The organism is Asticcacaulis aquaticus (assembly GCF_028550415.1).
GTDB lineage: Bacteria > Pseudomonadota > Alphaproteobacteria > Caulobacterales > Caulobacteraceae > Asticcacaulis > Asticcacaulis aquaticus.
In genome coordinates this window covers 41203-53192 of sequence record NZ_JAQQKX010000016.1, presented here as the reverse complement: position 1 = coordinate 53192, position 11990 = coordinate 41203, and the positions used below count along the sequence as shown (strand labels likewise).

At 63.1% G+C, this 11990-nt stretch carries 9 protein-coding genes; 7 read left to right on the top strand and 2 right to left on the bottom strand.

Annotation, left to right across the window (positions count from 1 at the left end):
* Positions 1-146: 146 nt before the first annotated feature.
* From PQU92_RS16385 to PQU92_RS16355, 7 genes are all read left to right on the top strand, one after another.
* Positions 147-2576 carry a TonB-dependent receptor gene (locus tag PQU92_RS16385; RefSeq protein ID WP_272749335.1) on the top strand — a complete coding sequence of 810 codons (2430 nt, stop codon included), beginning with the start codon at positions 147-149 and terminating at the stop codon, positions 2574-2576.
* Between the two features lie 133 nt (positions 2577-2709).
* The gene (locus PQU92_RS16380) at positions 2710-3462 is read left to right on the top strand and encodes a hypothetical protein (RefSeq protein WP_272749334.1); all 753 of its coding nucleotides are present in this window, start codon (positions 2710-2712) and stop codon (positions 3460-3462) included.
* Entirely contained in the window at positions 3462-5087 is a 1626-nt protein-coding gene (locus tag PQU92_RS16375) for a hypothetical protein (RefSeq protein ID WP_272749333.1), read from the top strand. The genes PQU92_RS16380 and PQU92_RS16375 overlap by 1 nt, the downstream gene beginning before the upstream one ends.
* A gap of 3 nt (positions 5088-5090) precedes the next feature.
* Positions 5091-6047, top strand: a complete 957-nt coding sequence (locus PQU92_RS16370; RefSeq protein WP_272749332.1) for an AAA family ATPase — start codon at positions 5091-5093, stop codon at positions 6045-6047.
* 5 nt (positions 6048-6052) lie between these two features.
* Positions 6053-7366, top strand: coding sequence for a DUF58 domain-containing protein (locus PQU92_RS16365; protein WP_272749331.1), 1314 nt, complete (start codon positions 6053-6055; stop codon positions 7364-7366).
* A complete protein-coding gene (locus PQU92_RS16360) occupies positions 7363-8382 on the top strand; it encodes a stage II sporulation protein M (protein WP_272749330.1) in 1020 nt (339 codons plus the stop codon). The genes PQU92_RS16365 and PQU92_RS16360 overlap by 4 nt, the downstream gene beginning before the upstream one ends.
* Positions 8366-9313: an RDD family protein gene (locus PQU92_RS16355; protein ID WP_272749329.1), complete on the top strand. Its 948-nt coding sequence runs from the start codon at positions 8366-8368 to the stop codon at positions 9311-9313. The genes PQU92_RS16360 and PQU92_RS16355 overlap by 17 nt, the downstream gene beginning before the upstream one ends.
* A gap of 5 nt (positions 9314-9318) precedes the next feature.
* Here the strand turns inward: PQU92_RS16355 and PQU92_RS16350 are convergent, their stop codons facing one another.
* Together PQU92_RS16350 and PQU92_RS16345 are read right to left on the bottom strand one after the other, a co-directional pair.
* Positions 9319-10080, bottom strand: coding sequence for a DUF7847 domain-containing protein (locus PQU92_RS16350; RefSeq protein WP_272749328.1), 762 nt, complete (start codon positions 10078-10080; stop codon positions 9319-9321).
* 59 nt (positions 10081-10139) lie between these two features.
* Positions 10140-11828, bottom strand: coding sequence for an EAL domain-containing protein (locus PQU92_RS16345; RefSeq protein ID WP_272749327.1), 1689 nt, complete (start codon positions 11826-11828; stop codon positions 10140-10142).
* Positions 11829-11990: the final 162 nt, after the last annotated feature.

Genomic DNA, 11990 nt, shown 5'->3' with positions numbered 1-11990 from the left:
TCTCATAAATCCCACAATGTGGATAATCGCATGACAAATGTGCAGAACGGCGACGGTAAAAGTCGGACATGTGCGTATGACCTTCCGAACACGGGCCTGAAGGTCCGGCCTATCCAAAAACCGTTACAGCGGAAAAGACGTCCCCAATGAAAATGCCTTTCACCTCTCTCATGCCCGCGCTTCTGATGACCTCGGCGATAGGTCTGGTGCTCGCGGCCCCCGCTTCGGCCCAGACCGCACCCGCGCCGACGCCGACGCCGGTGCCGACGGTCCAGCCGAAACCGGTGGAAAAGACAGAGGCGCAAAAGAAGGCCGAGGCCGAAAAAGCCGCCGCTGAAAAAGCCGCGGCGGGTACGGGTGAAGACGTCACCACGGTGACCGTGACGGGGCAAAAGCCGATCGCCAAGATCGACCGCGACGTCTATGACCCCAAGACCGACCCCGACACGCCGGTGTCCTCGGCCTCGGACGCCCTGAACAAGGCCCCGGGCGTCAATGTCGATCCCGAAGGCAATGTCACCCTGCGCGGCAATTCCAACGTTCAGGTCTATATCAACGGCAAACCTTCGGCGCGGACCGAAGGCAATTTCCGCGCCATGACCCTGCAATCCATGCCCGCCGACGACATCGATACGGTCGAAGTCATGACCAGCCCGTCGGCGCAGTTCGGAGCCGAAGGCGGCGCGGGCATCATCAATATCGTCCTGAAGCCGGGCCGCGGCTTGCGTCCCAACCTGTTCATGAACGCGTCGGCGGGCAGCTTCGGCCGCTATAATGCCGCCGTTCAGGGCGGCACCGGCAAGGATCTGGGCGACAAGGGGACGATCTCGTTCTCGGGCGGGATCAATGTTCAGCACGGCGTGAACAAGAGCCGGACCGAAGGGTTCCGTGAATATATCCGCACCGGCGGCAATACGACCACGACCTCGGGGGGCCGTACGCGCAGCGTCAGCGACAACTATGGACTACGCGGCAATCTGGAATATGCGCCGAATGCGAAGAATACCTTTACGGTCGAAGCGACCTATAGCGACGGCAAGAACGAAGGGCGCAGCAACGATTTCACCGAGGACCGCGATGCGGCGGGCGCACTGACCGAACGCTATATCGGTGTGACGACCAATCCGGACACCACGCGTCAGGCGTCCTCGCGTCTGGGCTTCAATCACAAGGGTGATCAGGAAGGCGAAAGCTTCAAGGCGGATATCCGGCTGACGAAGGGCGAGTCCACCCGCGACCGCTTCTCGACCTTCACCTATATGACCGCGTCCAAGAACAATAGCCGTGAATTCAGGGAGGGCAGCGAAGACAGCACGATTGCCATCAGCACCGACTATAATCGTCAGTTGTGGGGCGGCGTCTTTGCCACGGGCTTCGACCTCAATTCGCGTACCTCGTCGCGCGACGCGACCCAGTTCAATACCGATGCCTCTGGTGCGCGGACCCCGGACTTGCGGCGTACCAATGCCGTGACTCAGGATCAGGACCAGAGCGAAGCCTATGTCACCTATCAGCGCACCTTCGGGGAAAAATGGAACCTGATGAGCGGCGTCCGGGTGGAGCAGACCCACGTCAGCCTGAACCGCCGGGTATGGTACAATCCCAACCCGAACCCGACGGCGAACGATCCGACCTATTTCGAAACCAGCTATATCAACTACCACCCCAGCTTTGCCGCGCAGTACCAGCTGACGGACAAGATGAAGCTGAGGTACAATTACAGCCATCGCGTGGGGCGCCCGAGTACGGACGATCTCAACCCCGCCATCATCTACAACAGCGAACGCAGCGCACGTCAGGGTAATCCGGACCTCAAGCCGGCGGAAACCCACGCTAACGAACTGCGTTACGAATACCGTGACAATGCCAAGAACCTGACCTTTACCACGACCTATTTCCACCGGATTACCGAAAACAACGCCATCAATCGCACGACCACTATCGACCCCAACAATACGCCGCTCGATACGTCGGACGACGTGGTCCTGACCCGGCGCGAGAATGGCGGCGAGGGCCTGGAAAACGGTTTCGACATCATGTACGACCAGCGTTTCACCAAACTGACGATCAATCTTCAGGCCACCGTCAAGCACGACAAGCAGCCGCCGCGCAGCGGCACGTCCAGCGGCATTTCGGAACTGGATTCGGTCAATGGCCGGGTGCGCATCGGCTACAACTTCACGCCGCGCGACCGGGCGCAGGTGTCGTTCAATGCGCCGGTGAAGCAGTTGAACGGACAGGGCTACCGCGAGCAGCCGCTGCGCTGGCAGGCGTCGTACCGCCGTCCGATCAACAACAAGCTCAGCTTTACCGTCAGCGCTCAGGGCGAGGGGACTAACCGTTCGGTCAACAGCAACGATACGCTGCAATCCTTCAATGAATCCGAGCGCGGCGGTACGACCTTCATGGTCGCCCTCCAGTTCAACCCGATGGGCTTCAACAGCCGCATGGGCAACCGTCAGGGTGGCCAGCAGGGCGGTCAGGGCGGCGGTCGTCAGGGCGGCGGTGGCTTTGGCGGCGGTAATAACGGCGGGGGCGGGGGTGGCGGCTTCGGCGGCCCCGGCGGCGGGTTCTAACTCTCTCAGAAGGCGGTGGCATCGGCTCACCGCCTTTTTTGTTCTTTTGTCGAAAACCGGTTGCCACGTTTCGGCATATCGCTCTATGGTTGGGTGAACACATGCGGTTCCCTGGGGGGTATTTCAGTCTATTATGCGTGCGGCGGCCACCTCGACCGAAGCTTTGAGCGCGTCGTCGGCCTCGACCGCAAGCGCCGCGCCGCCTGTGCCTGTGCCTGCGGCGTCGCCCGACAGCGTCACCGCCGCCGATGTGACCGCGGCCGAAGTCCTGATAAAAAAGGTCAATGCAGCGGGCAGTCTCCAGACCCATTTCGCCGTCGCCCCGCCGCGCCGGGACGTGGACTACGAATGGCTGCGCAAGCTATTCTCGTTCTTCGGCAAGATTGGCAAGTTTATCGCCGATGTCCTTGAACCGATTGCGCCAATCCTGCCGTACCTCATGTATCTGGCGCTGGCGGTGCTGATCGCTTTCCTGTTGTCGCCTCTGGTCCGCGCCGCCATCACCGCGCGGGTCGAACGCCTGTTCCAGCGCGACGGGCTCAAGGCCGATGCCCCGTGGCGGCCCACCGCCGAAGCCGCCGCCGCCCTGCTTTCGGAAATCGACGCTCTGGCGGCGCAGGGCGACTACGACGAGGCGGTGCACCTGCTGCTCAAACGCTCGGTCGCCGACCTGAACGCCTATCGTCCCGATCTGGTGCGCAAGCACTATTCGGCGCGCGACATCGGCACACACCCGTTATTGCCCGAAGATGCGCGCCCAGCCTATGCCGAGATCACGCGCTGGGCCGAAAAGAGCTTTTTCGCGGGCATAAAGGTCGGGCGGGAAGGCTTCGACGCCTGCCGCAAGGCCTATGTCGGCTTTGTGTCGATCAAGGGGATCGGCTGATGCGCATTCCCCTGATCGGAAAAGAGATTCCGCCCCTGACGCACTTCCTGCCGCTGCTGGTGGGGCTGATGTGCTTCGGCCTGTTCGCCATGGCGGGGCTGATGCTGATCACGCCGCATCTGGAACCGGAGGCGCGGGGGCCCGCAGGCAACCCGGTCGCCCTGTCGGCGCAGGGGTTCAAGGGGTTGCGTGAACTGCTGGAGGCCGATGGTTACCGGACCAGCCTCAACCGGCAGGAAACCGGTCGGCCCGACCTGAAAGATCTGGCCATCGTCACCTTCGATTCCGACGGCGCGATCTACAATGCCGAACGCGAATATGTGGAGGGTGAGGAAAAACCGCAAAAAATTCAACCGCCTGTGTCGGCATCTTCATCCGAATCTTCATCCGGTTCCGCGTCGTCTTCGTTCGATACGGCGTCGGCGTCTAAGGCCGCCCAGGACGCCTATAACCGCGAAATGGCCGAGGCGTCGGCGTCCAAGGCGTCGCAGGACGCCAGTTCGACCTCGGCGGAGGGCGCAGACCCCAAACATCGGGACGAGGCGGCGATGGACGTCTATGCGACGCCGTCCGCCGAAAAGGGCAAGCGGCTGCTGTACGAACCGGTCGGTCGCGCGGTGCTGGTCGTCGCGCCGAAGTGGGACGCCAATCCGATGGCCGGTCATCCCCGCTGGGCCGCCGATCCGTTCCTCAAATCGCCCGGCGATATCTTCACGCAACTGACCCTGCTATCGCCGATCGAGAGCCGTTGCATCCGCGTCGAGGGCGAGTGCGCCTACCGCATCACCTATAAGCGTCTCGATTACCGCCTGACGCGCGCCCCCGCGGCCAAGGGACGCTCCTACGCCCTGACGCCCGCCGCCGGTCAGACCGTCATCACCAAAGGCTATACCAGCGGACGCATTCGCGGCCTTCAGTCGATCACCGGGCCGAACCTGACGCCGCTGCTGCTGGGGCCCAATGGCGAAGTGCTGCTGTCGCGCGTCAACCCCATGCCGGGCGACAAGCCATTTAAAGTGCCGATCTATCTGCTGTCCGATCCGGACCTGCTCAACAATCAGATACTGGCCGATCCCGAACGCGTGGCGGGAGCATTGTCCATTATTGATTCCGTTGCGCCTAAAACCGGAACCAAGCCCACTATCGCTTTCGATGTGACGTTCAACAGTCTGGCCTACGAGCAGGACTTCATGCACCACGTGGCGCGTGTGCCCTTTGTCGGCATCCCGCTGGCCCTGATCGTGATGGCGCTGGCCCTGATGTGGTCGGCCTTTTCACGCTTCGGTCCGGCGCACGATCCGGCGACCGAGACGCCGCATGGGCGCGGGGTGGTGATCCTGGCCGACAATGCCGCGCGCCTGATCGCCAAGGCGGGGCGGCAGCCCAAACTGGCCCCGGCCTATGCCCAGATGATCCGCGATCAGGCGCTCAAGGCCACGGGCCTGTTCCAGCATACGACCGCGCCGGACGAGATGGCCGAGCGCCTGAGCGAGAAATACAATACCCCCGAACGCTTCGCCGCCCTGTCGGCCGAGGCGCAAACCCTCACCAATCCCATGCAACTGCTGACCTGGGCGCGCCGCCTGCATCAGTGGAAAGCCGCTATTGTGAAAACGGAGACTTAAGACGTGCAGATTTCCGATGTCCTGAACCTGTCGAACCGCCTCAAGGGCGAAATCGGCAAGGTTATCGTCGGTCAGGCCGATACGGTCGAACTGATGCTGACGGCCCTGTTTTCCGGTGGCCATATCCTGCTCGAAGGCCCGCCGGGGACCGCCAAGACGCTTCTGGCGCGTACCTTCTGCAAGGCGCTGGCCCTGCGTTTCGGCCGCATTCAGTTCACGCCGGACATGCTGCCGGCGGATATTCTGGGGTCGAACCTGTTCAACTTCCAGACCTCGTCCTTTTCGCTGACCAAGGGGCCGATCTTCTGCGATCTGCTGCTGGCCGACGAAATCAACCGCACCCCGCCGAAAACCCAGGCTGCGCTGCTGGAGGCCATGCAGGAGCGTAAGGTGACGCTCGACGGCACGCGCTACGATCTGGGCGACCGTTTCACCGTTATCGCCACGCAGAACCCGATCGAGCAGCAGGGTACCTATCCGCTGCCCGAAGCGCAGCTCGACCGTTTCCTGTTCAAGCACGTGCTGGGCTACCCGTCCGTGGCCGAAGAGCGCCGCATCATCGACGGGGCGGGCAACAGCGCCGTCGCGCTCGACCCGGATCAGGCGGGGATCGAGGCGGTGCTGGACGCGGCGACACTGGACGACGCCATCCGGACCGTGGCGGGAGTGCGCCTGAACGACGCCAATCTCGACTATATCGTTAGCCTGACCCGCGCCACGCGCGAAAGTCCGTCCCTGTCGGTCGGGGCCTCGCCGCGGTCAGGCGCCTTGCTGGCTCGGGCGGCGCGCGCGCGCGCCACGCTCGATGGCCGGGACTATGTGCTGCCGGACGATATCAAGGCGCTGTATCTGCCGGCCATGCGCCATCGCGTCCTGCTGGCTCCGGCGGCGGAAATCGAAGGCCAGACGGTGGATGGTGTGCTGCAGGCGCTGCTGGAACGCATCGAGATTCCGCGGTAAATAAGATGATCTATCCCACCCCGCGACTGATATGGCTGATGATCGTCGGTGTCCTTCTGGGCAGCGCTCTGGTCTTTGTCGTGCCTGCCCTGTGGTGGGTGGCGCCGGTCGTCATGGTGGGCCTGATCCTGCTGGCGCTTTTCGAAGGTGTTTTTGCCCCGGTGCCGTCCCGGGTTACGCTCGATGCGCCCCTGCCGCGCCGGATCGGCGTCGGACGCGACTATGTGTTTCCCTATGCGCTCAGTTTCAACGGCCGTCGTCCGGGTAAGCTCGACATCCGCTGGGGCATCACGGCGCGGCTGAATACCCCGCAGGCCGGCGTCACCCTGACGCCGGACGACACCGGCGCTTTCAAAGGCGAACTGCCCTTGCGCGCGTCATCGCGGGGCGCGGCGGCGGTCGAGGCCGCCCATGTCCGCTGGAGCGGCGGGTTGGGGCTCGGCTATGTACAGAAGGTCATTCCGCTCGACTGGCATCTGGTGGTCACGCCCGATCTCGAAGGCGTGCAGCAGGACGCCTCGGCGCTGTTCTCGCGCGACTCCGTCTATGGCGTGCGCGTGCAGAACCAGCTTCACAACGGTTCCGAATACCACGCCCTGCGCGAATACGACTCGTCTCAGGACCACCGCCGCATCGACTGGCGCTCGTCGGCCCGGCACCTGAAACTGTTGTCACGCGAATTCCAGACCGAACGCAATCACCACATCGTGCTGGCCTTCGATACGGGCCGCCTGATGGGTGAGCCGCTGCTCAACGTCAAGAAGATCGACCGCGCCCTCTATGCCGGTCTGCTGCTCGGCTATTGTGCATTGAAAATCGGCGACAATGTACGCAGTTTCGCCTTCGCGGCGCGACCCTACCACAACGCGCCGCTGCTGTCGGGAACCCAGGCCTTCGAAGGGTTGAAGGCGCAGTTGTACGGGCTCGACGACCTGCCCGAGGAATCGAACCATACGCTGGCGCTCGCCGATCTGGGCGCAAAAATCGGACGGCGGTCGCTGATCGTCCTGTTCACCGACTTCATCGATGAAATCAGCGCCGACCTGATGATCGAGTCCTTGCAACGCCTGTCGAAAAAGCACCTGATCGTTTTTGTCGCCTTCCGGGACGAGGTGCTGGAACGCCTGGCCGCCGACGTGCCGCACGAAGCCGACGACATCACGCGCGCCATCTTCGCGCGGCGGCTGCTCAATCGGCGCGAGACGGTTTATGCGACGCTCAGGCGCATGGGGATCGAGGTGCTGGAGGCGACGACCGAGGCCATGGCGGTGAATGTGGTGCTGAAATACCTCGAAATGAAACGGGAGGACCGGCTGTGAGCGATACGCCGCCGCTTCAACTCAAGAGCCAGAAATTCCGCGACACGCGCGAAAAGGAATGGCGGGCGCTGGCGCGTCAGATCGACCGCGCCGAAAAGGGCCAGATCGGCAGTTTCACCACCGAGGAACTGCTCGAACTGCCGGTCCTGTATCGTGCCACGGTGTCGTCGCTGTCCATGGCGCAGTCGATCTCGCTCGATCGCAACCTGATCACCTATCTTCAGGCTCTGTGCGGCCGCGCCTATGTCTATATGTACGGCGCCCATGCCCGTCCGTTACAGGTCTTGAAGGACTTTTTCCTGCGCAGACTGCCGCAGAGCTTCCGCGCGCTCGGTATCGAGATGTGGCTGTCGTTCGCCTGTTTCTTTCTGGGGGCGGTTGGCGGCTGGCTGATGTGCGCCTTCGACCCCAGCTGGTACAATGCGCTGGTCGGCCATTCGGCGCAGGGCCGCGATACATCGGCCACCGCCGAGGATCTGCGCAAGACCCTGGGCGGCGCCGAAAAGGAGCAGCTTGGCACCTTCTCGGTCTATCTGATGTCGAACAATACGCGGGTGACCCTGATGGCCTTCGCGGTCGGCGTGATCGGCGGGGTGCCGACGGCCTTCGTCCTGCTCTATAACGGCATGATGCTGGGGGCGATGATGTGGCTGTTCGCCAGCAAGGGGCTGGGCTTTGATTTCGCCGCCTGGCTGTCGATCCACGGCACGACCGAAATGCTGGCCATCATCATCGGCGGCGGGGCCGGTTTCCATCTGGCGCGGCGGCTGATGTTCCCCGGTCATCTGACGCGCAAGGCGGCGCTGTCGACCGCCGGACGCACCGCCGGGACGGTCATGCTGGGGGCCATGCTGATGCTGATCATCGCCGGGGTCATCGAGGGCGTCGGCCGTCAGACCATTACCGATATGGGCCTGCGCTTCGCTTTCGGCGGCGTCATGCTGGTGTGGTGGCTGACCTATTACGGGTTGTTCGGTCGCGACCGGAAAGGGGCGGGCGATGGCCAAAACCCCTAAGCCGCGCAAGCTTAAACAGGACCTGATGAAGGGCGGCACGATCGCGGTCGGCGGCATCGAAGGCCCTACGACGGTCGTCACTACGCCCGAAGGGGTCAGGCTCGGTTTCCGCACCGCGTCGTTCGGGACGCGACTGGGGGCCCTTTTGATCGACCTCATGATCATGATCGCCATCCCGATCGTCTTGGTGCTGGTCTATTTCCTGTTGCCGCTGGAGCACGTAAACCTCGACATGGCCCCGGACCATCCGTTCCGGCAACTGGTCAATATCCTCATCATCCTGACGCTGTTCTTCGCGCGGTCGGGCTATTTCATGTTTTTCGAGATGGGGCCGCGCGCCGCCACGCCGGGCAAGCGGGTCATGAAGATCCGGGTCATTTCACACGATGGCGGCCATCTGACGCCCGCCGCGGTGATCACCCGCAACGCCCTGCGCGAGGTCGAGCTGTTCCTGCCCCTAACCCTGTCGTTTCAGGCGATGGCGGGCGGCGGCTGGCTGGGGCTTGTGGCCTTCCTGTGGGCGCTGGGTCTGGCGCTCCTGCCGCTGTTCAACAAGGCCAAGGCGCGGCTGGGGGATTTTCTCGGGGGAACGCGCGTCGTCCACGTCCCGCGTGAGGCCCTGAGCTTCGATCTGGTCGAACAGGCCGCGGTGTCGTCGTGGCTGCAGTTCACACCGGAACAGGTCGCGGCCTACGGCGAAAAGGAGCTTACGGTGCTGGAAGAGGTGCTGCGCGAGCGTCGTGCCTCGACGCTGCAGGCCGTGGCGAGCCGCATCAAGGCGCGCATCGACTGGAAAGGGCCGAAAGCCGAGGCGGACATGCCGTCGGACGAGTCCTTCCTGCGCGCCTATTACGCGGCGCTGCGGGCGCATCTGGAAGGCCGTATGCTGATGGGCCGCCGCCGGAAGGACAAGTTCGATCCGGCGACGTGATTGCGTCAGGCAAACACGTCGGCGGCGGTTTCCGGCGTCCGGCCTTCCTTGCTTTCGCGCAGGAGCACGTAACAGGTGACGCTGAACACCAGCGATACGGCGTTGACCACCACGTTGGCCAGGGTCGAGATGCCCAGAATGACCAAAGGCGGCAGGCTGGCGGCCAGGAACAGGAACGGTGCCTGTACGACGCTGGACAGGATGAGGGTGGCCACCCCGACCAAAAGACTGATGAAGAACAGCCCCCAGCGATGGTTCTCGGTCAGCTTCCAGCTCTTCGACAGGGCGCCGCCGATGCCGTTACCCCGTTCAGCGATATAGACGGCGAAGCAGGGGCTCAGGGCCACAGCGACGATGATGCCGGGGATGATCAGCAGGATAAAGCCGACGATGAACGCCAGGCCGTACAGGATGCCGATGGCGATCAGCGGCAGGATATTGGCGAAGGCCCGGCCGATCGATTCCCCCAGTTCGAATTTGCGCCCGACCAGACCGGTCACCGCCAGTTCGGTCAGCATGGAATAGTTGATCAGCGACAATATGATCGAGGCAAGCCCAAGGCCGAACCCGGTCAGACTGCCCGAAGTGGTTGAAAAGCCGACACCGCTGGTTTCGAGCGGGGATTCGCCGAGTGCCGTGACCATATAGGCGCTGAAGGCGAAGGTCGGAATCCCGACCGTGACCGCCGCCATGCCGAAAATCAGCGCGAAATGCCGCCCCATCAGGTCGAAGGCGCGACTGAAGACATTACCGATCGTGAATTTCATGACATCCCCCTAACACTCAGGGAATAGGTAACATCACGCGGCCTTAAGTTACAAGCGCTTTAGCTCCAGCACTCCTTCGTTCCCTTGCGGCGGGCAATGGCGTGGGCGATGGCATTGGCGCGCGGCGTAATGGTTTCGGCGGGCTTGCCGAACAGCCAGCCCTGGCCGTGACTGATGCCCAGATCAAGCGCCAGACGCGCAATATCCTCGTTTTCGATCATTTCCCCGATACAGACGCATTTCAGTTCCTGACTCAGGACGCTGATCGAGTGGATAAGGGCCCGCTGGCGCGGATGGGTGAGGGCGGTCTTCAGGAACGGGCCGTCGATCTTGATGAAATCGACGTCGAAGCGACGCAGGTAATTATAGGCCGCAGCACCCGACCCGAAATCGTCGAGGCAGATCTTGAAGCCCCGGCGGCGGACATCGGCGAGGAAGTTGGCGGCGTCGTCAAGGTTTTCGACCAGATGCGATTCGGTCAGTTCGAACATCAGGCGGCCGCGCAGGCTGGGGGCGTTGCGCAGCATGGCGCTCAGGCGGTCGCGGAATTGCGCATCCTGCACCGACAGGCCGGACAGGTTGACCGCGATGGACTCCGCCGGATAGCGCTGAAGGGCCTCCATGCCCTTGGCGCAGACGGCCAGATCGAACTCCATGGCCAGGCCGACCTGCTCGGAAAAGCGGACCGTGTCGAAGGCGTCCATGCCGCCCGTAAAGCGCAGAAGCGCTTCATAATGCTGCACGTCGCGGGTTTTCAGGTCGACGACCGGCTGGAAATGCAGGTTGAACTGCCCGGCGGCCAGCACGGCCTTGACCTTGGCATATTGGTCGACGGCGGCGGTCATGGCGGCGTTCAGGCTGGCCTGCAAACCCCGCGCATCGACCGCGGCGTTTTTGGTGAAATTGTCCATCACGTAGGACAGGGCCCGGGCGACGCTTTCCTCGTCGAGGTGCGCGGTATCCAGCGACAGGGTCACGACCGAAGGCGAGACCGCGCCGTCGCGGATGCCGGCCTTGCTCAGGGCCTGACCGATGTCGGCGTTCAGTTGCGCCTCGGCGGTGCCGTCGGCGTCGGGTGCCGCCAGTATGCCGAACTCGTCATCGCCCAGTTGCGCCGCCAGACCGCTTGGGCCCGACGAGGCGCGCAGCAAGGCGCCGATCTCACCCATCAGTTGCTCGGAGCGTGATTGCGGCAGGTTTTCCATGGCCCCCGACAGGCCGTTGAGGCGGATAAGCTGCATTTCGCGCAGCATGGCCGCGCCCGAATCGGGGTCGGTCGGCTTGATCTGCTTGGCGGCCATGTGCTGGAAGTCGCCCATGCTGATCAGGCCGCTGACGTCGTCGCGCGCCGGCAACCCCTTGGTCAGGGTGTCGGACAGGACGGTCACCGTGATGTAGGTATAACCGGTCGCGCCGTCGGGGCCGGGCAGGTAGCAGGCGCCGAGATTGACCTGCATGGCTTTGCGGTCTTCGGGCTGAAGCTTGACGGTTGCCGGGTCCAGACGGCCGATTTCGCGGGCGCGCTTCAGCAATCGGGAGATAAGAAGCCGCTCGGAAACCGGAAAGAGCTCGGTGACGGGCTTGTTTTTGAGATTCTGGGCCGTGCCGCTAAGGAGGGCGTTGGTCGCGCCGACCGTCCTCAGAATGCGTTCCTGCCCGTCAACCTCGATCAGCAGATCCGCCGCCGCCAGCGAGAAAGCAATATAGCGGTCGCGTTGAGCTTTGTAGTCTTCGGCGCGATGGGGCATTCGTCTTACTGGCCTCTTATTCCGGCGCGTGGTGGTGTGCCGGTTGTTCCGCATACTAATCAGAAAAGTTTAATAAAAGCCTGAGTATCGGCAGGTGGAGGGAGGAGATTGACAAGACAGACAAGTCTGTCACTATCGTGGCGATCGCGAAGGTCTTGAGCG